This window comes from Aeoliella mucimassa, from assembly GCF_007748035.1.
Classification (GTDB): domain Bacteria; phylum Planctomycetota; class Planctomycetia; order Pirellulales; family Lacipirellulaceae; genus Aeoliella; species Aeoliella mucimassa.
On the sequence record NZ_CP036278.1, the window covers coordinates 3807772 to 3831127 of the forward strand.

Below are 23356 nucleotides of genomic sequence, written 5' to 3' on the forward strand. Positions count from 1 at the left end.
TACGGAGATCGAACATGGCTACGAAAGAAAAACGAACCTACAAAGTCACGAACTGGAAGGAGTATAACAAGTCGCTCATCGAGCGTGGAAACATCACTATTTGGTTTAGCGACGAGGCGTTGGAGAACTGGGAACATCCTAACGACCAGACAAAAGTCGGTCGCCCTTTTGTCTTCAGCGATACGGCGATCGAGTGCTTGCTGACGATTCGCGAACTGCTGAAACTTCCCTATCGGCAGACTGAGGGATTCGGCCGCTCGCTGGTGGCGATGTTGGGCGTCGAGGCAGCGATTCCCAATTATTCTTCGCTCGCCAAGCGAGCCAGCAAGCTGAATGTTTCGCTCGATATCGCTAACAAGAGGGGCGACATCGATATCGTGGTGGATAGCACCGGCATGAAAGTGTTTGGCGAGGGCGAATGGAAGATGCGGACGCATGGCAAGTCGAAGCGGCGGACATGGCGGAAGCTGCATTTGTCGGTGAATCCTGACACCCGCGAGATTGTGGCGGAGATTTTGACCGAGAACAGTTGCCACGATGCCGATGCGGTTCCCGAAATGCTGGAGCAGGTGGAGCAGCCCGTAAAAAAGTTTCACGGCGACGGTAGTTACGACAAGTGGAAGGTTTATGAAGGGCTGGAATCCGAAGGCATTGAGCCGGTGATTCCGCCGCAGCACAACGCCAAGATCAAACAACATGGCAACTCTGCGGAGGAGCCTTTGCCCCGGGACGAGGCAATTCGTCAGATTCGACGCAAGGGGCGTAGGAGTTGGAAAGAGGAAGTGGGCTATCATCGTAGAAGCTTGGCGGAAACGACCATGTACCGAGTGAAACAAAGCTTTGGGAGCCATCTCAAAAACCGAGTATTCGAAAACCAACAAACGGAAGCCCGCTTGCGCTGTAAAATCATCAATCAATTCACCCAACTCGGGCTTCCACAGTTCGAGTGGAGTTAGTCAACAAGGCCTTACTGATGGCAAAGTCATCCTGCGTTAGGTGCAACACGCCCGATTCGAAGCGAAGCAATTGCGAATTGCTGATGGCACCTACCGACAGGGTTCCGCCGGCGATGGTGAACGAGGACTGCAGTGTAGCAGTGCCATCGATTTGTAGTTCACACCCAGGTGAGATCAGATAGCTCCCCCCCATGGCTTCCTCCAGTGCTTCACCAACGGCAAATCTGGTGGACTCCGGTAGCACCAGCTTGCCAGAGTTGAACTCGAAGGTTCCCCCCGACTCGACTGTAAGTGATTCGCAGATCAGCGTCCCCCCGTTGATGGCTACGGATGCATTGTTCCAGAGTTGGAGTGCACCAGCGATCTCGACCACGCCGCCGTAGTCGATAAAGAGTTCGCCGGATCCACCCGAGTTGGATTGATCACCGCCAATATACACCCCCGCAGCAGTCCATTGCGATCCAGAATCGGTCACACGGACGCTCGCCGAGGCCCCCGCCTGGCGACCGAGATAGGCGGTGCCGCTTGTGACTTTACCGCCTGATTCAACAACCAGTGATGCTTCGCCTTGATCGCCGATGATCAGGTCTTGCTCGCTGACAACTACAAGCTTCATTCCGCTGGTTAAGGTGAGTTCCGAACCTAGACTTGACGAGACCGAGTCGATTACCAGCGAGCTATCGGTTACTTCGAGGGTGCCACTGGTCCAATCGAACGAAGGATTCGAACCGCCCAAAGTTTCGATGGCAAATCCGCCTACTCGAAGAGTGCCGCCATGAAGACCGACAGCGCCGGATTGCCACACTTGCAAATTACCGGCAATTTGCACCAAGCCATCCTGTTCGACGAGTAACGTGCTCGCTCCGCCAAGGCTGCCCGCCAGATCGCTGCCGCCCACGTAAACGGAACCATTGGATTGCCATTGCGAGCCGGAGCCGGTCACTAGCACGGTTCCAGAACCACCCGTTTGGCGACCGAGATAGGCACTACCACTAATGATTTGGCCGCCCGAGTCGACCACGACCGAGCCTTGATTTTGATCGCCGATGACAAGTGCGTTGTCATTGGCAAGATGCAGCTGCATTCCGCTACCCAAAGTGAGCTGTGAGTTCATACTTGTAGACGCAGCATCCACCACTAGCGAGCTTTCTGTCACTTCCAAGATTCCATTAGTCCAATTGAAGTGAGAATGCCAGTCGCCTGAGACGGTCGAATCGATTGCCAATGCTCCAACGCGCAGAGTACCACCGTGGAGCTCGACAGCACCGGTCTGCCAGACTTGCAAAGTACCAGCGATTTGCACCAGACCATCCTCTTCGACTCGAAGTGTGCTCGCACCATCGACACTGCCCGCCACGTCACTGCCGCCGACGTAGACCGAACCGGTGGATTGCCATTGTGCGCTAGCGACTTGCACCAACCCCGAAGCACCATTTTGTCGCCCTAAATACGCACTACTGCTGGTTAATAACCCACCTGATTCGACAACAAGCGATCCATTGCCCAGATCGCCGACCGTTAGATCGCCACTTACGTTCCAGGCGGAGGAATCATCGCAGATCCGCACCGAGCCGGTGGTTCCCGTATCCGCAGCAATCACACCGCTCGCACTCGACACCGTCGCTGCCAGGCGTACTTCTAGCGAGCCATCAGCAACATCCGCTACGACCAGTTCGTTTTCGATTTGCCAGGGAATGGTGATACCATCGTACAACAAGTTCAAAGCTCCCGTTGCCAAGATGGGAGGAGTGCCATACGACATCAACTCGGGCAGGGCAAATTCGGTCGTCATATCGTAAGGCAATCGATACACATCACCAGCTTGGGTGGTAAAGTAAAAATTGCTTGGCGAGGGTTCCCACGCATCGCCATCGGCCCACAGCCCGTAAAAATCTGCTTGGGCGTTCAGCGGACGCTGTACGTAACCTTGGTTGAATAAATCGTTGTTGGTGAGCTGATGTTCGAGTACCCACGACTCTCCTTGATTATCGCTGGTCCACATGCCAATCTGCCCGCCGGTGCCGTACTGTTGGGGCCCATCGATAAAGGGAGCGATAATCCGCCAGGTGTCGCCTTCGACATAAAGTGAACCGTGATCGTAGTTGTGATCGGTGGTCATCACATCGCGAATCACCCATCCATCATCGTAGTAGGCGGTTTTTACAGTTCTGGTTTCCGTGCCTGGAATGTGTGTTGGCGATGTGACGAACAGGATAACTGGGTTGCCTTCCGAATCGTAATTAATGTCCTTCAAGTACACCCGCTCATCGCCGACGGAGTCGTACACCAAAGCATCGGCTGAACGTTCCGTAAAAGGCGTGCTCAATTGGAGCCCAGCAGCATTTTGCCAGGTGGCACCAAGATCGCCTGTTTCAGCATAGTAGAGGTCGGTCCGATAGTCGGAACCATTGCCGATCTCGGGATGAATATTAAAGATGGTGCCGACCGTTCGTCCGTCGTCTTTCACCCAACTCGTTTGGTATTGCCCCGCTTCTATCTCGGAGAACGTCTGCCGTGTGGTCCAGGTATCAGCGTCAGGCGACGTTGAATAAAAAAGGTCGCGGTCTCCATCGATATAGCGAGTGTGGAGCAACAGGAACTTCTCATCACCTGGAGCATTCGGCAGATACCAGCCGCCTGCATAGCTAAACCGCGGCTCGCCGGCTGTGCTGCCAAATACAGCCATGTCTTCAGCAGAGTAGTCGAGCAATTCATCAATGCTATCGATCGAATATTGCTCACTGCTCCGATGGATGTAGGAACGACGTGCTTCGCCGTGAGTGGAGCTAAACAAATACAAGTACCCTTCGTCGTCGATCGATAACACTGGCGAGTCGTGAGCGTCGGAAGTCGCTGTGTCGACCCAAATCTGAGGCCGGGCGACCATACCGGTCACGTGGTCGTAATAAGAAATCGCATGCCCAATGCGGTGTGTCGAACTAGGATCGATATCGAGCGAAATCCCAAAAAATGTTTTCTGTGCAGCTTCCGAATACACCGCCATGGGTGCGTTCTGCTGAGGATAGGTGCCGAGACCACCACCGTATTTATTAGGAGCGGACCCGCCGCCAGAGGTCACTTCGTACCAGATACCCTGGAACCCATTGGCCGGAGTCGCACTGATTTGGGCCGAAGCAGTCGACAGCATCAGCGAAAAGGCAACTATCCAACCACTAACGATGGCGGCCGATTTCCTCAAACGAAAAAGCGGGCGACTCTCACCAGCTGAAGCAGCAATACAACCCCAGCAACTATCAATACGCGCAGCATCGACACGCAGACCACACTTACGGATACACAAGCGCCCGCCCCCCATACTCCGATTCATCGTCGACCGGCAGAGATACCACCAGGATTCGTCGACGACACCAACCTGAGTGTAACCACCGCTACATGGGAGTCAACACTTTCAAGGCAGCACTCACACAAGGCATGAACACTAGTGGTTTTTTACCACTCTATTCGACCCTGATTGTAACCTCTCTTCGCGATGGTTGCCAGGGCAATGCTGAACCTTAAAAGAGGGCGTCATCAGGACCTGGAGGTCGCCTTTGCCCGGGCGGATCCCCAGGCTAGTCCGCGGGTGATTGCCTGGCGGGCTTGGTCGAGGGTAAAGGGCTTGGCGAGCTGGCCGACGTTGTCGTGGGGTTGCTCTCTCAGGGTCGCCCCGCGTTCGAAATAAGCCGACATCAAGATAATCGGACACTGAGGAACCTGCAGTCGTAGCAGTCCAAGGGCTTGGTTGCCATTCATGCCTGGCAAGCAAAGATCGAGCAGCACCAGGTCGGGGCGGGTTCGCGAGACGAATTGCAATGCCTGCTCGGCCGACGAGGCGGTTTGCGTCTGGTGCCCCATCCGCGCTGCGAGCCGGCTGAGGCACCAGCAGATGGCATGATCGTCGTCTACGATGAGCAGTCGAGACATGAGTCGGGGCATTGGTAAGCGGGCGGAATGGTCCGGTGGATGCCTACCAACAATGCAAATCGGGGGCCGCTTGCGGTGAAATCTGCCAAGCGGGCTCCCACGCTCAAAAACCAGTGCTTTTAGCCTTTCCTAAGGGAAATTCCGCCCCCCTGGTGGTGTTGATCCGGCCGACAGCAGCGTTGAAAGATTCGACGCCTGCCAAATATGGCCCGTCGGTAGCCTATTCGCTCGCCGGCAGTCGCGCGGCGTACAGCACGTAGCCGGCGCACAGCAGACTGCCGATCGCGGAGATGCCGATGATGTAGCTCATGGGCCGCGGGGTGCCATCGGCAAGAATTCCCACGAGCGCCGAGCCGAAGATGCCCGAGCCGTACTGCATGGCTCCCACCAGAGCCGACACCGAGCCAGCGCGCTCGGGGAAGTCGGCCATCGCGCCCGAGATGGAGTTCGCCACGATGAGCCCAACCATGGCTACGAACAGCAGCAGCGGAACCACGAGTCCCCAAAGTCCACCAAAACCGGTCACCGCGTTGGCGACCAGCACCACCGAAGCCACCGCTCCTCCGACAGCACCGATGGCCATCAATCGAGCGATGCCGAGGGTCGGCACCAACCGGGCGTTCACCATGTTGGCGATCATGATCCCTACGACACCGGCCGAGAACAACCACCCGTAGGCTTGGGCCGAAATGTGGTAGTACTCCATGTACGCGAACGGCGTGCCCGCGATGTAGGCAAACATCCCTGCGTAATAAAACGCGCTTACCCCCGCGTGACTCAGCAGTCGTGGCTCGCGAAGCAGGTGCACGTATCCCGCCATCGCGCGGTGAATCCGATGCGGCTGCCGGCGATGCGTCGGCAGCGTCTCGGGAATGGTGTACACCGCGATCAGCGTGGCGGTACCAATGCCGACCAGGGTCCAGAAGATCGCCTGCCAGGAACCATGACGCAGGATTTCGCTCCCCAGCACCGGTCCCAGGAGGGGAGCGATCGCCATGACGGTCATCAATGTCGAGAGCATCTGCGCGGCGCGGGTGTGTTCGTAGAGATCGCGAACCATCGCGCGACCGATCACCACGCCGGCGCACGCGCCGGAAGCCTGTACGATGCGGCAAGCAATCATCTGCCAGGCAGCGGTGGAGAGCGCGCAGCCCATCGATCCGAGAATGAACAGCCCCAGCCCAAGCGCAACCGGCCCCCGCCGACCGAACCGATCGCCGATTGGCCCCCACAGCAATTGACCAAGGCTGAAGCCAATCAAGTAGGTCGAAATGGTAAGCTCCATCGTCCCGGCGCTGGTGTGCAGTTCGCGGGCGATCGTCGGCAGCGCTGGCAAGTAAAGGTCGGTCGAAATCGACGCGAACCCCATGAGCGTGCTTAGAATGCCGAGCAACCAAATACTGCTCGGCACGTAATGCTCGACATCCGCAGCCGGATAGGCAGCCTCGGCGGCTCCGGAATACGAACGATCGAGCGGACACTCACTAGCACAGGCGGATGCATCGGCGTTAGAAATTTGCTTACTCCATGGTAACTTGGTTTTACTATTGCTAGGCGAATCGACTCGTTGGCGACTATTCGCCGGCGACTTCGCCAAACTCATCGGGATCGGGGCCACCGCGTTGGTTGGTGTGAAGCGCATCGATCGCCGCGATTTCATCTTCCGTCAGAGCGAAGTCGAAGATCGCGAAGTTCTCTTTGATTCGCCCCGGATTGGCCGACTTGGGAATCGCCGAGTAACCGTGGTCGAGCTGCCAGCGCAGAATGACCTGAGCAGGCGTTTTGTTGTACCTCTCTGCCAGTTCGACAATCACGGGGTGCGTTAGCGGATCCTTGGCCGGATCGGGATTGTCGCTCCAGTAACGATTCACCCCGCCGATCGGCGACCACGCCTGAGTGACGATGCCAAGTCGCTGGTTGGCTTCGACCACGGCTTGCTGAGTGAAGAACGGGTGGAGTTCAATTTGATTCACCGCGGGAACCACCTCGGTTTCGGCAATCAAGTCGTCCAGATGCTGCGGATTGAAATTGCAGACACCGATGGCCTTCACGCGACCTTCGTCGAGCAACCGCTCGGCCGCCTTATAGGAAGCAATCGTCGCTTCAAAGCTCTTTGGCACCGGCCAGTGAAGCAAGTAAAGGTCGACGTAACCGAGGCCAAGTTTCTCTTGACTCGTATCGAAGGCTCGCAGTGCCTGGTCGTAACCAAAGTCTTTGATCCACAGCTTGGTGGTCACGAACACCCCATTCCGCGGAACCGTGCTACCACGCACCCCCTCGCCGACTTCCTTCTCGTTGCCGTAGATAGCCGCGGTGTCGATCAGCCGATAGCCATGGTCGATGGCTGTTTTCACTGCCTCGACAGTTTCGTCGGGACCGCTACGATAGACCCCCAACCCAAAGGCGGGCATCGCAACACCGTTGTTGAGTGTGATCTTTTCGGTACTTTGCATGGCAATGGTTCCTTTCTTGCTTCGATACTCGCTGCAGATCGCTTTTTCCACTCGCCCCCCAAGTTTCGGGGGCTGCGAAACATCAGGCAACACCGCAAGATTCTAACGTCTTGCTAGTCGGTTTGCTTGGTGGTTTCTTTGCTGCCGCGGAAGAACTCGTCGAGGTTCTGGAACGCGACGTAAAAGATCGGGATAAAGAACACCGCGAGCACGGTCGAGGCGATCATTCCCCCGAACACCGCGGTGCCTAACGCTTTCTGCCCGGCCGCTCCTGGTCCGTTGGCAAACACCAGCGGGGTAACCCCCAGGATGAACGCGAACGAGGTCATGATAATCGGGCGGAAACGCATGCCGGCTGCTTTCACGGCCGATTCGAGGATCGACTTGCCATCGGCTCGCAGTTCGCGAGCGAACTCCACAATCAGAATCGCGTTCTTACTGGCCAAGGCAATGATCAGCACGATGCCGATTTGCGTGTAGACGTTGTTATCCATTCCGCGCACCGCCACGGCGATCACGGCTCCCAGCAACCCGAGCGGTACGACCAGGATCACCGAGATCGGCAGAATCCAACTTTCGTACTGCGCGGCGAGCACCAGGTAGACCAGCAAGATGGCCACGGTGAAGACGAAGATCGATTCGCCGCCCACCTTCTTCTCCTGATAGGCCATGCCGGTCCAGTCGTAGTCGACCCCTACCGGCAAGGTTTCGGCCGCCAAGCCTTCCATGATGCGGAGCGCGTCGCCCGAACTGTGGCCCGGCTTTGATTCGCCGGTCACGCTGGCAGCAGGATAAAAGTTGTAACGATTGATCACCTGCGGGCCGAGCGTACGATGCACGGTGGCAATCGCACTCATCGGAATCATCTGCCCGCTGCGATTGCGTACTTCCAGCTGACGAATGTCTTCGGCTTCGGCACGAAACTCCTGATCGGCTTGCACCCGGACCTGATAGGTCCGCCCGAACTTGTTGAAGTCGTTCACGTAGGCCGATCCCAAGTAGGCTTGCAACGTCATGAACACGTCGCTCAGGGGAATATCCAACGTTTCAACCTTCACGCGATCGATGTCAACCCGCAACTGCGGAACTCCCGCACGGAACGACGAACGAACCGCGGTGAGCGCCGATTGCGAGTTGGCATTCTGCACGATTGCTTCGGCGGCCGACTGCAGTTCGTCGATACCAACGTCGCCGCGGTCTTCGACTTGCATCTCGAAGCCACCACGGACGCCAAGACCACGAATCGCTGGCGGAGGGAAAGCAAACGCGACCGCTTCGCGGATGCCGCCCACGCGTTGCTGGATTTCGCCGATGATCTTCTCTTGCGTCAGCCCCTTCTCCGCGCGTTCCTCGAAGTCGGTGAGCGAGGCAAACACGGTTCCCGCGTTCGGAGCGCTACTGTTATCGAGCAGCGAGAGACCGCCAATCGTCACCCAGCTCGAGACCCCTTCGGTTTCGGCCAGCGCGGCGTCGATCTTGGCCATGACTTCTCGCGTTCGCGTTTGCGATGCCGCATCAGGCAGTTGCACCGCCATGAAGATGTATCCCTGGTCTTCGGTAGGGATAAAGCCCGTGGGTAGATTCACGTACCACCAGCCGGCCAAACCGAGCAACACTGCAAACACCATGAGACCGATCCATACGGCTTTCACGATCCGTCGCACGATCACCAGGTAGATTCGCTCGAAGAAGCTGTATACCGCTTCGAACCAGCGGAACAGGAACATCTTCTTCTGCTTGGTTGGCTTGAGCCAGAGCGCGCACTGGGCTGGCTTGAGCGAGACCGCGTTAATCGCACTAATCAAGGCGGTTGCGGCAATCGTGAGCGCGAACTGTCGATAGAGTTGGCCGGTGATGCCGCCCAGCGTGGAAGCCGGAATAAACACCGCCAGCAGCACCAGCGTGATACCAATGATCGGGCCGAGCACCTCGCTCATTGCCTTGATCGTGGCCTCCTTGGGGGGTTCGCCGCGTTCGATATGATGCACCGCGTTTTCGACCACCACGATCGCATCGTCGACCACGATGCCAATCGCCAGAATCAGCCCGAATAGAGTGAGCATGTTGATCGAGAAGCCGAGCATCAGCATGGCGGCAAAGGCTCCGATGATCGTCACCGGGACCGTGGTCGCGGGAATCAGGATGGCTCGCCAGTCCTGCAGGAAGACCAGAATCACCGCCAGTACCAGCAGGCCGGCTTCGAATAGCGTCTTGTAAACCTCGTGCACCGACGCGGCAACAAACTCGGTGGTATCGAGTGGAATATCGTAATCCATGCCTGCGGGGAACTGACGCTTCAGACGTTCCATGGCCGCCTTCACGTCTTCGGCCACCTGCAGGGCGTTCGCCCCTGGCAACTGATAGATACCCAGATTGGCGTTCGACTGGCCTTGCTTCTCGGTGAACTGATCGTACGACTGACTGCCGAGCTCGACGCGGGCGACATCCTTCAGGTAAACGATGCGAGTCCCCTCGCCCGACTTGACGATGATGTTCTCGAACTGCTCTGTATCGCTGTACCGACCTTGAGTTTGCACCGAGTACTGAAACTGCCGGCTATCGGGTGTGGGTGGTTGGCCGATCTGTCCCGCGGCGACTTGCACGTTCTGCTCCGCCAGAGCCGATACAACGTCGCTGGCGGTCATGTTGCGTGCCTTGAGCTTCTCGGGATCGAGCCAGATACGCATGCTGTAGCTCGCGGTGCCGAACACGGTGACTTCGCCGACACCGTTGATGCGGCTCAGCTCGTCGCGAAGTCGAAGCGTTGCGTAGTTCGACAAGTACAGCGTATCCATCGCGGGATCGTCGCTGGTAAGCGATAACACGAGAATAATGTTGGTCGACTGCTTCTTGACCGTAACGCCTTGGCGGCGGACTTCTTCGGGCAGTTGCGGCTCGCCAATGGCAACTCGGTTCTGCACCTGCACCTGGGCGTCGTCGAGATTCGTGCCGATTTCGAACGTCACGGTCAACGAGTAGGAACCGTCGCCGGAGCTGGTCGACTGCATGTAAAGCATGCCTTCGACGCCGTTGACCTGCTGTTCGATCGGCGCGGCGACCGTGTCGGCCACCGTCTTCGCGGTCGCCCCTGGATAGTTGGTAGTCACACGAACCGTCGGCGGCGTGATCTCTGGATACTGCTCGATGGGAAGCTCCCACAAGCAGACAGCACCGATCAGCATCGTGACCACCGCAATCACGTTGGCAAACACCGGTCGTTCAATAAAGAACTTGGAAAGCATTTAACAAAAACCTCAGTGGGTAGTGCGTCTAAAGCAACAATTACTCAGCAGCGGGGGTTGGCTCCCCTTCGTCCGACTCATCATCTGTATCCGCGGGCTCCGCGGCTTTTGCATCGTCGCCTGCGGATGAGTCCTCTTGGGTGGTAGCCTCAGCGGCACCTTTTTCCTCAGGCACTACCTTGCTTCCAGGCCGAGCACGCTGCAGCCCTTCGACGATTACCTTGTCGCCAGCTTCGACTCCGCTGAGCACCACCCGCTCGTTCTCCAAACTCTCCCCCAGCTCGACCGGGCGGAAGACGACTTCGTTCTCGTCGTTGACCACCAGCAAGTAATCGCCCCGCTGGTTGGTACCAATGGCGTTCTCGGGAATCACCAATCGCGGGCGAGGCTCACCAACAGGAATGCGAAGATGCACGAACAAGCCCGGCTGTAGCTTCTCTTGCTCGTTTTCGAAAGCCGCGCGACACTCGGCCGTGCCGGTGCCGGGATCGACCCCAAACTGGCCAAAGTCGAACCGGCCGTGAAACGCGTAGTCCTCTTCGTTGCCGATCGACATATCGACCTCTACTTCGCGAGCTGTCTGCATGTCGCCTGCTTCTTTGATCTTCATGAATCGCAGCAGGTCGTCCTCACTCACCGTGTAGTAAGCATGCATGGGAGTGACCGACTCGATCGTGGCCAGCAGCGTAGTCGCAGGCTGCACCAGATTGCCTAAGTCGACCTGGTGCCGACCAATCCGCCCCGCGAAGGGAGCGGTGACCTCCGTGTATCCGAGATTGAGCTTCGCGTCGCGCAGAGCGGCCTCGGCTGCTTGCACGTCGGCGATCGCCGAATCGCGGTCGGCAATGTCCTCGTCCAATTCGCGCTTGACGAGCGGCTCGGTACGCGCAAGTTGTCGCTTCGCCAGGTCGAGGCTCGCTTCGGCCTTGGCCAGCGCGGCTTCGGCCGACTGCACTGCAGCCTCATACGGCTCTTTGTCGATCACGAACAGCAATTGCCCTTTCTCGACGAGCTGACCATCCACGAACTTGATGGCATCCAGGTAACCACTCACCCGCGAACGAAGCTCGACGGTCTGCGCCGCCCGGGTCTGCCCGACTGTGCGGAAATACTCCTGCACCTGTCGTTGCTCCGGGTGGGCAACCGTGACCTTCGGCGGTGGCGGCGGGACGTACTCGTTGGACGACTCGCACCCTACGGCCACTACTACGGTCGACGCTATCACACTCAAAACAGATCGGTAGTTCATAGCTGACATTAACTTCACAAAAGGCATATACGGGGGTTCTCTTTCTTGAGAGCACACTTCTCGATCACTTGCTGGCGTTCTGATGCTTCTCCAACCGCTCATGGATGAGCATGAGTTGGTCGCGAAGTCCATCGAGTTCGGTTTTCGACATCCCGTCGGTGGCACACTTCTTCACACGATCCTTGCATTGCAGCACCCGCTTCCAGACGTCTTCGGCGGCCGGGGTCGGCACAATGCGATACTTCCGACGGTCTTCTTCGCAAGTTTTCCGCTCAATCAGTCCATCGCGCTGCATACGATCGACAACCGAAACGATGGTCGACGGTTCGACTCCCGAACAACGCGCTAGCTCGGCTTGCGACAGATCGCCCTTCAAGGCGAGCCAGGCGAGGATCTGAAACTGGCGGTACGAGATGCCGACCTCCGACAATTCGGCATTCATCATGCTTTCGAGTCGATGGGCACACATGTGCAACCAGTACCCGATGTCGGTAGTAAAGTCGTGCCTGAGCAAAGGGGGACCTCTAATTAGTTAGACATCAAATGGTTAGCCTACTAATCATATAATCCCAGAAGGGAACGACCAGAACGGATTCCCGATGCAAGCAGAAGAAAGTTTTGAATTGCGGATTACTGAGTTACTCACTCATCGGCATGCCGAACCACAGATAGTGCAATCCACCTACACCTAAGTGGCACACTTGAAATGTGAATTACGCGAGCCCGAACGCTACGAATGTTGATAGCCACATTCTTTTTCACGATCGCGCAAGAATGACGCGGAGAGCGCTAGTCGGCTAACGCACGACTATCGCAAGAGACGTTGGCCGCAGCAAAGGTTCGCGCTACGAACCAGTGGTTTACAAGAAAGCGCAGAACTCGACTACTGAATAATCGAGGGAAGAGTACCACCCAGCAATGCTATAGACAGACGACCTGTTCGCTGCGGAGCCAACCATCCCCGCCCGATGCCTGGCGAACCTTGAGCCAGTCGCCACGCTGCTTGACCACTTGCACCGCGTCTCCTTCGGAGAGCTTGGCACCGCTCTCGGAAAACCGATTACCATCCCCTTCGCGCAAGTTGACTTCGGCAACCGTAACGATGGCCTGCGACTCACTCGTCGCAGGCCAGTTGGCGAAATAGCCACTGGCCGCCAGTACGGTGACCAAAGCCGAAACCGTCGCGAGCGACTTCCAGGCGAATCGGCGGCCGATCACCCGCAAGCCGATAACGAGCCACAGCGCGCACCACCCAGCCAGCGCGGTCATCCCCAGCGTTCGCAGACCGATGCGCTCGAGCAACCACTGATTCGCGAGCGGCAGCAGATCGTTCAAATCCACCGAAGTAGCTTCAGCGGACTCTGAAGAACGACTGGCCAACAGTCTGCGGGCGTGCTGCAGATTCGTCAGCGCAGTCGGATGGGTGGGGTCGATCGCTAGCGCCCGCTCGTAGTAAGCGATCGCCTTGCCGAGTTCCCCCGCCTGCAGATAAGCGTTCGCGGTATTTGTAAACAACTGGCTGTTTCGAATGCCACTGTCGACCAGCAGTTCGTACTTGGCTGCCGCATCGGCAAAGCCTTGCTTGGCCTCGGCCGAGTCGTCGCTGGTGACCTGCAAGGCCTGCTGATAGGCAGTGTTCGCCTCGTTGAACAGGGCGAGCTGCTGATCGTGCGTGAGCAAAGCAGCTTGACTCGTGTTTGAAGGTGCGGCTGCCAGGCTGTTTGCTGCCATGGCCATCGCCAGAACCAGGAAATTGGCCACCCGGTGGGGAGAAAGGCCATTTTGTTTCGTCTGCCGCGCAGGCGTGGGGGTACGACGACTGCGAAGCAAGTGACTCTGCAGCCCGGCGACCACTGCATGTGCCTCTTGCTTGATGGTTTCGACCGGCACCGGTCGGCTGACTCCGCTCGCGTGCACTTGCTGCGCGGCCTGAAACACACGTTCGCAGCGGACCGCGAGAGAATGCTCTCCCCAGGCTCGTAACCGACCCAGGATGGCCGAAGTGTCCCCGCGCCCGCTTGGTAGCTTCAGTCGCACACCGAGGTAGTGCGCCAGTTCATCGGCCACCTCTGGAATCGTCATGGCGTTCGTCAAACGAGCGTCGATGCGATGCATGCCCCATCCCCAGCGAGCCAGGAGCGACGCACAATCGCTACGGTACTTGGCAATTCCGATTCCCACCACGATCGTCGGTGGCAACGCAATCACCACCAAGGCGGACCACGGAATCGCCCGGCGCGGCGATTCGTTTGAGAGCACGCTGTTGTCCGAAGCATTGTGGAACGTCGCCGACGTGTCTGCAGGCGACATGCCATCGTCCGCGGAGGGTACGTCTGCCCCCGCCTGCCCGCCGACAATCGCATCCATGGCCAACGTGTCGGCCTCGTTCACGTGAATACGAACCGGCTTGCTATGCACGGTAACGTACTTCTGCTGCAGTGGATCGAAGTAGGTAAACGGAATAGCTGGGATTTCTTTGATGCCAGCTTTCCGCGGCCGAATCGAAGCGGAGAACAGTTTGCGGTCACCCTGCACGAAGCCTGCGAGTGGGCCACGTGGCACTTTGAAATCGGCAGTGAGTTCTGGCAACTCGTCGAGCGGTGGGGCCTGCACCAGCTCCATCGGTCCCGTGCCTACGATGCCGATGAGCAGCTCGATCGGATCGCCCGCTTTCACGACCACCTGACGAGCTTCGGTAACGATTTGGTACTCGCCAACCGCTCCGCGATAGTCATCCGGGCGGCCTTCGCTGGGGATCGGTTGCACGTTGATCGGATCGACCTCCGCGTCGGCGACGATCGGCCGAGTGGAGCGCACCACGAGTCGCTGCCCGAAGGGGGAGGGAAAGTCGTCTCGCCCCATTCGACTTGGCATTCCCCCTGGCAAATCGTCGAAGAAGGTGCCGAACGGATCGCGAGCCGCTCCCAGCTGGGTGGGATAGTCGACGATCACGTGAACATCCTCCGCATCGATCTTGCCAGGGCTTTGCGGATAGATGGTCGCTTCGATCTGATATAAGTAGTAACTATGCTCAACGCCGTCGGAGTCTTTGCGAATCACCTCTTTCGCGCCGGGCCGCTCGCGGTTGTGGGCCATCTCGAGCATGCGATCTTGGAACATGCCCCAACTCGAACGCGGCGAGACCATTTGCCACATATCGCCGGCAGACAAGGTGAGCTGCCGCTCGCTGTCGCGATAGGGTCGCAGCCAGATCTTCAAGGTGAGATCGAGCGCCTGCCCAACGTAGATTTGCTTCTCTTTGCCAGCGATCTCGACAAACAGCAAGTCGCCGGTCTCACTTTTCGAAGCCATAAACTCGATATTGCGAGTCTGATGCTCCTCGCCATCGGCGCGGATAGTAATGGCAGGCAACTCAAACCGCCCGACCCGCAGCGGGGTGAGTTCGTAGCTGTAGGTTACCGAACTAGTTCGGGTGGTCACTCCGTTGATGCTCGTAATTTGAGTGCTCTTGCCAGGTGCGCCTTGCGAGCGGATTTCGACACCATCCACGGTTGGCATCACCGGGGGATCGAAGTCCTTCGCGTTGCGAATCTGAATCTGCAACCGGACCGGCATCCCCACGTAGGTATCCTTGGACGAGATTCCTACACGCACATCGGCTGCCGAGGCGGGCAACATGCTGGCCGCCAGCCCCAGGGCCAGTAGCGCCGAGATTCGATAGATGTTGTTTGCGTAATACATATCGAGGGTCATGCTTCGGTTTCTATTCGTTACCAATCGCGATCGACCGGGATGTGGCGGTCACGCTCAGCCGCTTGACGACGCAGCCGGCGGAGCATTTCGCGGTCGCGAATCGCTTGCAGCATTTTTTCGGCTTCTTCTTCGGTCATCTCCCCTTCCTTCACTCCTTGGACGGTCTGGCCTTCGGCAGCTTCGCTCGACGAATCTTCCTGCGACTCCGCAGCCGACAGCTCGCCCTGCGGAGGTTGCTTGCGCTCATTCGCGGAATCCTCCGTCGCGGATTGGTCGCCCTGAGTCTCTGGCGCTTCCGCCTCGTTCGACTCGGAAGCGGGCTTCTTGTTCGACGTCTTCGCCCTCTGCTCGGAGTCAGGGCGAGAATCGGCTTGCTGGTTCTCTTCGGCGGAAGCCTCTTGCGAATCCGACGACTGGTCAGCCGACTCTTCTTGCTTGGTTTGTTCTCCTTCTTGAGCGTCTTGCGACTGCTGTTCGTTTTGCTGCTCTTCCTTTGCCGAGGTTTCCGACGGCTGCGATTTGTTCTCCTGGTCACTCTCCTGCTGCATGCTTTCCTGCTGCTGACCGTCGGACTGCTGACTATTTTCTTGGTCGCTGGAAGACTCGTTTTGCTCTTGCTCTTGTTGTTCTTGCTCTTTCTGCTCCGGTTCTTCTTGCTTCTCCTGTTGTTCCAGTTCTTGCTGTTGTCGCTCCTGTTCTTCTCGCTTCTCTTGTTCTTGCTGTTCGCGGAGTCGATCGATCATCCGCGCGGCCAGCTCGATGTTCGCCCGCGTGTCGTCGTCGGTGGAATCGATCTCCAGAGCACTACGGTAGTGCCTAATCGCCGACTGAAGTCGCTCGATTGCTATCGAGCGATCCTTTTCGGCCATCTGTAGCCCCGTAACGTAATCGCAATTGCCCAAATTGAACCGGGCGTTAGCGGCGAGCCGATCGTCGTCGGCCGCGGCGACCGACTCGAACTGCTCGGCAGCGGCCGCGATGTCGCCCTGCTTGTAGTGGGCGAGGCCGTAGTTGTATTTGAGTACCGGCGACGGAGGGCCCAGCTCCTGCAACTTCTCGTACCCAGCCATCGCCCCGGCCAAGTCGCCATCGGCAAGCAACTTGTTCGCTTGATTCAGCTCGGCTGCCTGTTTCGCTACCTGCTCTGAAGGCAACTCAGCCGCATCCGACCGACTGCCAGCAGTCAGTAGCACAACTAAGACGATAAAGAGTGTTCTTGTGGACATATCGATCACGCTGCATTCGATGGTTCGTTGACTTCGGAGGATCTCTGCGACGTGCTGGACTCGGCTCGCTCGAGCATAGCCGCGCTTGCAGTGGCTTGCGCAACTTGGCGTCGAGGCCAGGTGGAGATCACCACCTCGGTCAGCAGCAACAGCAGTGCGGGAGCCAGCAGCCATTGGAAGCGAGCTTCGTACTGCTCGATGGTTGCCGACTCGAACTCGGTTTGTTCCACGCTGGCGATGTATCGGTGATACACCTGGCTCATGTTGACTTGCTTGGTGCCTGCTGGAATGTAAGCCCCTTCGGTCTCGACAGCGACTTGCCGCAGGATGTCGCCATTGAGTTTCGACCAGACTTGCTCTCCTTCATACTGCACGTAAGTGTTGCGACGATTGTCGGCCACCGGAATCCGAGCGCCCTGATTCATGTCGCCGAGCCCGATGGTAAAGATGCGCACGCCCGACTCGTCGTGCACCTTCTTGGCAATGGCCACAGGATCGCTCTGTTGGTCTTCACCGTCGGTAATGATCACCATCGCCTTGTGGGCGTTCAGCTTGGTCAAGAACGACTCCGAGGCCACCTCAATGGCTTCGCCCAGTCGCGAGCCTCCGCGGCGGACGCTTTGCGGGCCGACCTCTTCGAGCGATTGCTTGAAGTCGTCATAGTGCGTGGTGAGTGGGATCTCTTGCTTGGCATCGCCGGCAAACACAACCAACCCCACGCGATCGCCGGTCATCTCGTCGACCACATCCATGATCTGCTGCTTGGCTCGCGCCAGCCGACTCGGCGAGGCATCCTCGGCCAGCATCGACCGCGACACATCGAGCACGAACATCACCTCGATGCCTTTCTGCGGTACTTCGCGCGCCACCTTGCCCCATCGCACGTCGACGAGTGCGATAACCATCAAGCACATCGACAGCAGCACCAGACACGATGCCAGCAGGTTACGCCATTTCGTCCCGCCGGGAAACACCCGCCCAACGAGATTCGCAGTGACAAACCGCCCCCTGGCTCGCTTGCGGGCGACGACCGCCAGCACCATGGCGACCACCACGACCGCTGGCAGCCATAACCAGATGAGCTGGCCCGAATTGCCGATTTGGATGTCCATTGAATTGAGCATGGGAGGAATGTCAGGCAAGTTCACGAAACAGGGTGTTAGCAAGAATCACCCGCGAAGCGAGCAATCCCAACGCGACCAGCACCAAGGGGGGACACGCCCACGAACCGAGGGATCCGCCTTGGATAGCAAGCTCGCGATAGTCGACAAAATGCCGCTCTTCGATTTTGGTTTTCTCCAGCTGATCGATTTCGTGATAGATCTCGGTTAGCGACTCGGTATCGGTAGCACGAAAGTACTTACCACCGGTGACTTCGGCTATTTGCTTGAGCGTGTCCTCGTCGATGTTTACTTCGGCCCACTCAATCTGTTGCCGCCCGGTGAAGGGATTCATCACTGGCACTGGGGCCCGCCCGCGGGTGCCGACTCCGATGGTGTAGATCTTGATGTCTTTCTTCTTCGCCAGTTCGGCCGCTTGTTGCGGATCGACCTCACCAGCATTGTTTTCACCATCGGTGAGCAGCAACACCACTTTGCTCTTCACCTTTTCGTCCTGCCGGTCGTCGAGCGAGGCGAGCTTCTCTACAGCCAGGCTAACCGCGTCGCCCAAGGCGGTGCCATCTTCCGATCGCTGGCTGACGATCTCCTGGCGAATCAACTGGTTGGTTACAAACGGATGATCAAGCGTCGGCGGAGTAATTGCGTCGGCATAGCCCGCGAATGTGATTAGCCCCACCAGGTCGCTCACTCTGCCGGACAGCGAATCGGATTCGTCGGACTCGTCCGCATCGGTGTCGCCAACGATGAATCGACTGGCAACATTCTTGATGGCGGTCAAACGGTCGACTTGTTTGCCATCGATCTTAAAATCGAGCGCCCGCATACTTCCCGAACGATCCACAACCATCTCAATGGCAATGCCATCGGCATCGATCACCGTCTGCTCCCGACCCTCGCGGGGACGCGCTAAGGCGACAATCGCCACAGCAATAGCGGCCAAGGTCAGCACCGCAGGAAGCCAGGCGAGACGCTGCCGCCAGGTGGGGCGTAGATGCTGCAGCGATTCGGTAGAGCTAAACGGTACCGCCGTATTCCGCCCCCCCGCACACAACCGCCAGGCGATCAGGGGAAGCAGGAGTAGTAGCAGGAGCACCCAGGGATCATGAAACATGCTGCCCTCCTGTTGGTTGTGCCTGCATTGGCTGCTCGCACTCGGCGATCAGCCCCCGGGCGTCGTCGAATGCTTGCTGCAGTGCGGGCAGTTCCACTTCACTACGGGCGAACTTTATGTTGTCGGCGATCGCCATGAGCGATTCGAGTCGCTGGGCCGGATGCTCTGGAAGCTCCATCGTCTGGGCCGCGATGCTCAAGAACTCAGGCGTCGTACGAGCACGAATTGGCAGAGCGTACTGCAACTCGAAGTACTGCCGAACGATTTCGACCAGCTCGTTGTACACGAGAGCACCATCAACCGACGGCCCCGCCAGCAGTTGCTGCAGGTCCTCGATTTCCAAGAGAGCCCACTTAGCTGGCGAGAGAGTCTTCTTTCGCATCAATAGCACCGTTGTTGCCAGCACCGCGACACCAACTACGCCGGCCCCAACAATCCACCACACGATCTGTCCGCCTGAGTTCGTCGATGGAATCTCGATATCGACAGGGTCTTTCACATCGTGCAACTTCGTGGGATCCGTTTGGTCTTCCAGCAAGCTGGCGATAGTCACCACCAACGGCTCGCTTTGCATAGCGTAAAACGTCTCGGGACGAGCAGTCGTAGCAACTTGAACATCGAGCGACGGAATCGTTTGCTCGCCGGTTCTGAGCGATTCCAATAGCGCAGTTAGCTTCCATAGCCTTTGGTTCGAACCATCGCCGAGGGGAATATCCTCTACGGAAGTTTGACTCAGCACGTCGAGTTCGCCGAGTTTGTCCGGCAAGCGGGGCAAGCGGACTTGCGTTCCACTGGGAGCAGTGACTTCGAGCACGAACTCCATCGGATCGGCCACCAGAGCGGTGGACTTATCGACTTGCGCATGGATGGCAACGTCGTCCAGCGAGCCAGCTGCTTGAGAAGCAGCCTGAGCGGGACCCGCATTCCAACTGGCAGCAGCAGCTAGCAAGACGAGGCAAAGGACAGCGATGCTTTGTCGAGAAGTTTTCACGATCGATTCTCCCTTCGATGGAAGAAGCGACGCAGTGGCTCGACAAAATCTTCGCCGGTGTAAACATGGATCGGATCGAGGTTCAGCCGGCGGAATAGAGTATCTCGCTCCTGCATTCGGCGTTCGGCGAACTCCCGATACGCTTCTCGACACGCCCGACTATTGGTATCGAGGGTGACCACTTTGCCAGTCTCCGCATCGCGAAGTCGCACCAGGCCGACCTTCGGCATTTCGAGTTCCCGCTGATCGGCGACCACTACGGGTATGATGTCGTGCTTGCTACGAGCAACCTTCAGCGCCTTTTCGTACCCGGTATCCTGGAAGTCGCTCACCACAAACACCACCGTGCGGCGCGACATCGTGCGATTCAAATGCTCTAACGCAGTGGACAGACTGGTACCAGTTCCCATCGGAGTGCAATACAACAGCTCGCGAATAAGTCGCAACACATGACGCGTCCCCTTGCGGGGCGGTACAAACTTTTCGATGCCATCGGTAAAAAGCGTCAGGCCAACTCGGTCGTTACCCTTGATCGCCGAGAAAGCCAGGGTCGCGCTCAATTCGGTCACTTGCTCACGTTTGGTTTGCCAGTTCGACCCCATGCCTTGCGAACCACTCTGATCCACCAGCAGCATGACCGCCATCTCGCGTTCTTCGCGAAACAACTTCACGTAGGGATGACCGGTACGGGCAGTGACGTTCCAATCGATCGAGCGGATGTCGTCGCCGAATTGATACGGTCGGACCTCTTCGAACTCGATACCACTCCCCCGAAAGGCAGAGTCCCACTGCCCAGCCAGCAATTCATCGACGATGTGAGTCGTATGAATCTGGATTCGTCGGATCTTCTTGATGATTTCGCGCGGTAACATTCGTTGTTAGCTTGGTTGAGTGATGGAGAACCCCTTCCCTTCGCTTGGATCTTGTCGGCATCACGGCACCGGGATCGCATTGAGAATGGTCTGCACAATGTCGTCTGCCGATTTTTCCTCGGCTTCGGCCTCGTAGGTCAAGATCACTCGATGGCGAAGCACGTCGAGGGCGATTTCCTTCACGTCGGAAGGCAACACATGCCCCCGACCATGCAAAAACGCATTGGCCTTGGCCGCCAGCGTGAGGTTGATCGTCGCCCGCGGCGACGCCCCGTAATGAATGAACTCGTCGAGTGATAAACCATATGACTTTGGCTCGCGCGTGGCGATCACCAGGTCGACGATATACTCCTGAATCTTGCGATCAACATAGATTTGGTCAACCAGCGCCCGCGCTGCCAAGATATCGGCCGGGGTGGCGACCGCCTGGGTGGCAATCTTCGGGCGGGTCGAGGCCATCCGCTCCAGAATCGCCAGTTCCTGATCGCGATTCGGATACCCAACGACTACCTTGAGCATGAAGCGATCCATCTGGGCTTCGGGCAGTGGGTAGGTTCCTTCTTGCTCTACCGGGTTCTGCGTGGCCATCACTAGGAAGGGTTCGTCGAGCAGATACGTTTCGCTGCCGATGGTGACCTGCCGCTCCTGCATGGCTTCGAGGAGTGCACTCTGCACCTTGGCTGGCGCGCGGTTAATCTCGTCGGCCAGGATGATGTTCGAAAAGATCGGGCCTTTCTGCACCACGAACTGCTGATCTTGCGGGCGGTAGATCAAAGTGCCGATCAAGTCGGCCGGTAGCAAGTCGGGAGTGAACTGCAAACGCTGGAAGCCAGTCTGCACGCCTTTCGCCAGGCACGACACAGCGGTTGTCTTTGCCAGCCCCGGTACCCCTTCAATCAACAAGTGCCCGTTCGCAAGCAATCCAACCAACATGCGGTGAATCAACACCTCCTGCCCGACGATTGTATTACCGACCTCAGCAATCAGCTGGCGGAACGGCTCGCTCTGGGCCTGAATGTTTTGCGAGAGTGCTTCGATGGACTCGTAGGTCACTTGATCGGCGGAAGTCATGGTTTCTATTCCTTAGACAGGTGGGGTAAGGCCACACCTAGACCTTCGGCGGGGGAAAGTAAATGGCGGGAGCCCATGGTGCAGTGCACGTCGATGCTGGCAGCTAGGATCACTCGTAGCTGGGGCTCGTAAGAGCCGGTCTGGCGTCTCGGCACCGACCTACTGGGCTTCTGTGAGGCGGCGGTGGGTTCGGGGCCTCAACATGTTACCTTACGAAGGCCAAACAGGGATAGTTCTCTTCTCTGAAGTCAATTAAGCGAGAACCGCCTACCGAAGTGCGATTCGGCAGGCAACCCGCAACCTGCCTGTCGATATCATGCCGAACTGTGCAGGCAACCTGCAAAGTGATGCAGAGGAGTTGCCTTGCACTCGATCAGCAGTGACGCTCCGACAGATCTCATCTATTGCCGCGCGGAGGCTGTTCTCCGGAGGCTCTGCGGGGCATCTGCCAGCGCCCCACTCAGTCTTTCAGTCGCACCCTCAGTCGCGCAGTCGTCCGGCCAACATGGCGGCCAGCCCCGCAGTGCCATTTATCGCCAGCTTGGGTTGGCCGGGGCTTGGCAACTTGCTGGGGGCAGCTCGAGAGCAGCTGCCCTTCTCCGCTCGAAGGCCCTCTCGAGCCGCTTAGTCAGATTCTGACAAACTTCCACCCTTCTCGTCCTCTTTTTGGGGAAGCTTGGGCCGGGGCCGGCGAACAGTTATCATAAAACGTTTTGGGCTGCTATTTCGTGCAAATAGAGGAGCATCCAGCAATTTTCCAGTTCTTCGAGTACTGCCTGGCCTGGCCGGTGATGCCGGCTTCGACCCTGATGGCATTGATCTTGATTTACGGCCTAATCGCCTTGCTTGGGGCCGCGGACCTCGATTTGTTTGAATTCGACGTGGATGTCGACGTAGACGTCGATGGCCATGCGGGTTCGGCCACCAGCGTGGGATTAGTCGTCCTGAAATTCTTGAATTTGGGCGATGTTCCAATCATTATATGGCTGGCGTGTTTTGGACTATTTTGGTGGTCCTTGTCCTTAATTCTGTGGGTGTTCTTCGACGGTCAGCCGGAAGATCTCACGTTCTGGGGCGGGGCGATCCTGGTATTTCGCAATGCCGGCATCTCGCTACTAGGGGCTAAGGGACTTACTGAACCTCTGCGTGAGATGTTCGACGAAACCGAACAATACACTCCCCAGAAACTGATCGGTCGACTCTGTGAAGTCTCCACTTACGAAGTCACCGACCAAGGGGGACAGGCACGCATCAAGACCGATGCCGCCCCGCTACTTATCGATGTACGAACAGAAGACGACCCCCTTCACAAAGGCGACATCGCTACGGTCGTAGCCTACGATGCCGCAACCAAGACTTACCAGATCAAGCAACCACCTACTGAGATTATCCCATGATGTTACTCGCCGACACAAGCAATGCACTA

16 protein-coding genes are annotated in these 23356 nt (G+C 57.7%); 2 read left to right on the forward strand and 14 right to left on the reverse strand.

What is annotated here, in order from left to right; translation table 11 throughout:
- The first annotated feature begins 14 nt into the window (after positions 1 to 14).
- On the forward strand, positions 15 to 956 hold the full coding sequence (locus Pan181_RS14985; RefSeq protein ID WP_145244898.1) for an IS5 family transposase: 942 nt from the start codon (positions 15 to 17) through the stop codon (positions 954 to 956).
- On the opposite strand, the gene Pan181_RS14990 is transcribed toward Pan181_RS14985, so the two are convergent.
- From Pan181_RS14990 to Pan181_RS15060, 14 genes are all read right to left on the reverse strand, one after another.
- On the reverse strand, positions 919 to 4104 hold the full coding sequence (locus Pan181_RS14990; protein WP_197528375.1) for a BNR-4 repeat-containing protein: 3186 nt from the start codon (positions 4102 to 4104) through the stop codon (positions 919 to 921). The two genes, Pan181_RS14985 and Pan181_RS14990, sit on opposite strands and share 38 nt — an antisense overlap.
- Before the next feature lie 383 nt (positions 4105 to 4487).
- Positions 4488 to 4880, reverse strand: a complete 393-nt coding sequence (locus Pan181_RS14995; RefSeq protein WP_197528376.1) for a response regulator — start codon at positions 4878 to 4880, stop codon at positions 4488 to 4490.
- Between the two features lie 220 nt (positions 4881 to 5100).
- Positions 5101 to 6522: a multidrug effflux MFS transporter gene (locus tag Pan181_RS15000; protein WP_197528377.1), complete on the reverse strand. Its 1422-nt coding sequence runs from the start codon at positions 6520 to 6522 to the stop codon at positions 5101 to 5103.
- Entirely contained in the window at positions 6455 to 7333 is an 879-nt protein-coding gene (locus Pan181_RS15005; protein ID WP_145247737.1) for an aldo/keto reductase, read from the reverse strand. Before Pan181_RS15005 ends, Pan181_RS15000 begins: the two co-directional genes overlap by 68 nt.
- Positions 7334 to 7446: 113 nt before the next feature.
- On the reverse strand, positions 7447 to 10575 hold the full coding sequence (locus Pan181_RS15010) for an efflux RND transporter permease subunit (protein ID WP_145247739.1): 3129 nt from the start codon (positions 10573 to 10575) through the stop codon (positions 7447 to 7449).
- 40 nt (positions 10576 to 10615) lie between these two features.
- A complete protein-coding gene (locus Pan181_RS15015) occupies positions 10616 to 11824 on the reverse strand; it encodes an efflux RND transporter periplasmic adaptor subunit (RefSeq protein ID WP_197528378.1) in 1209 nt (402 codons plus the stop codon).
- A 64-nt stretch (positions 11825 to 11888) separates the two neighbouring features.
- Entirely contained in the window at positions 11889 to 12338 is a 450-nt protein-coding gene (locus Pan181_RS15020) for a MarR family winged helix-turn-helix transcriptional regulator (protein WP_145247743.1), read from the reverse strand.
- A gap of 407 nt (positions 12339 to 12745) precedes the next feature.
- A complete protein-coding gene (locus Pan181_RS15025; RefSeq protein WP_145247745.1) occupies positions 12746 to 15538 on the reverse strand; it encodes a BatD family protein in 2793 nt (930 codons plus the stop codon).
- Positions 15539 to 15555: 17 nt separating this feature from the next.
- The gene (locus Pan181_RS26165; protein ID WP_197528379.1) at positions 15556 to 16764 is read right to left on the reverse strand and encodes a prolipoprotein diacylglyceryl transferase; all 1209 of its coding nucleotides are present in this window, start codon (positions 16762 to 16764) and stop codon (positions 15556 to 15558) included.
- A 5-nt stretch (positions 16765 to 16769) separates the two neighbouring features.
- Complete coding sequence (locus Pan181_RS15040) at positions 16770 to 17888, reverse strand: VWA domain-containing protein (protein ID WP_231943602.1); 1119 nt, start codon at positions 17886 to 17888, stop codon at positions 16770 to 16772.
- 10 nt (positions 17889 to 17898) lie between these two features.
- Positions 17899 to 18996: a VWA domain-containing protein gene (locus Pan181_RS15045; RefSeq protein ID WP_145247751.1), complete on the reverse strand. Its 1098-nt coding sequence runs from the start codon at positions 18994 to 18996 to the stop codon at positions 17899 to 17901.
- On the reverse strand, positions 18986 to 19987 hold the full coding sequence (locus Pan181_RS15050) for a hypothetical protein (RefSeq protein WP_145247753.1): 1002 nt from the start codon (positions 19985 to 19987) through the stop codon (positions 18986 to 18988). The genes Pan181_RS15045 and Pan181_RS15050 overlap by 11 nt, the downstream gene beginning before the upstream one ends.
- On the reverse strand, positions 19984 to 20859 hold the full coding sequence (locus Pan181_RS15055) for a DUF58 domain-containing protein (protein WP_145247755.1): 876 nt from the start codon (positions 20857 to 20859) through the stop codon (positions 19984 to 19986). The genes Pan181_RS15050 and Pan181_RS15055 overlap by 4 nt, the downstream gene beginning before the upstream one ends.
- A 60-nt stretch (positions 20860 to 20919) precedes the next feature.
- Entirely contained in the window at positions 20920 to 21930 is a 1011-nt protein-coding gene (locus tag Pan181_RS15060; RefSeq protein ID WP_145247757.1) for an AAA family ATPase, read from the reverse strand.
- A 728-nt stretch (positions 21931 to 22658) separates the two neighbouring features.
- On the opposite strand from Pan181_RS15060, the gene Pan181_RS15065 reads away from it, so the two are divergent.
- A complete protein-coding gene (locus Pan181_RS15065; protein ID WP_197528380.1) occupies positions 22659 to 23327 on the forward strand; it encodes an OB-fold-containig protein in 669 nt (222 codons plus the stop codon).
- Positions 23328 to 23356: the final 29 nt, after the last annotated feature.

Bases quoted from the DNA above. Each gene is read 5' to 3' on its own strand.
- Pan181_RS26165 (WP_197528379.1), bottom strand. From the start codon at position 16,764: ATGTCCACAAGAACACTCTTTATCGTCTTAGTTGTGCTACTGACTGCT.
- Pan181_RS15060 (WP_145247757.1), bottom strand. From the start codon at position 21,930: ATGACTTCCGCCGATCAAGTGACCTACGAGTCCATCGAAGCACTCTCG.
- Pan181_RS14990 (WP_197528375.1), bottom strand. From the start codon at position 4,104: ATGCTGTCGACTGCTTCGGCCCAAATCAGTGCGACTCCGGCCAATGGG.
- Pan181_RS15000 (WP_197528377.1), bottom strand. From the start codon at position 6,522: ATGCGCTTCACACCAACCAACGCGGTGGCCCCGATCCCGATGAGTTTG.
- Pan181_RS14995 (WP_197528376.1), bottom strand. From the start codon at position 4,880: ATGTCTCGACTGCTCATCGTAGACGACGATCATGCCATCTGCTGGTGC.
- Pan181_RS15010 (WP_145247739.1), bottom strand. From the start codon at position 10,575: ATGCTTTCCAAGTTCTTTATTGAACGACCGGTGTTTGCCAACGTGATT.
- Pan181_RS15040 (WP_231943602.1), bottom strand. From the start codon at position 17,888: ATGCTCAATTCAATGGACATCCAAATCGGCAATTCGGGCCAGCTCATC.
- Pan181_RS15015 (WP_197528378.1), bottom strand. From the start codon at position 11,824: ATGAACTACCGATCTGTTTTGAGTGTGATAGCGTCGACCGTAGTAGTG.
- Pan181_RS15025 (WP_145247745.1), bottom strand. From the start codon at position 15,538: ATGACCCTCGATATGTATTACGCAAACAACATCTATCGAATCTCGGCG.
- Pan181_RS15055 (WP_145247755.1), bottom strand. From the start codon at position 20,859: ATGTTACCGCGCGAAATCATCAAGAAGATCCGACGAATCCAGATTCAT.
- Pan181_RS15005 (WP_145247737.1), bottom strand. From the start codon at position 7,333: ATGCAAAGTACCGAAAAGATCACACTCAACAACGGTGTTGCGATGCCC.
- Pan181_RS14985 (WP_145244898.1), top strand. From the start codon at position 15: ATGGCTACGAAAGAAAAACGAACCTACAAAGTCACGAACTGGAAGGAG.
- Pan181_RS15045 (WP_145247751.1), bottom strand. From the start codon at position 18,996: ATGTTTCATGATCCCTGGGTGCTCCTGCTACTACTCCTGCTTCCCCTG.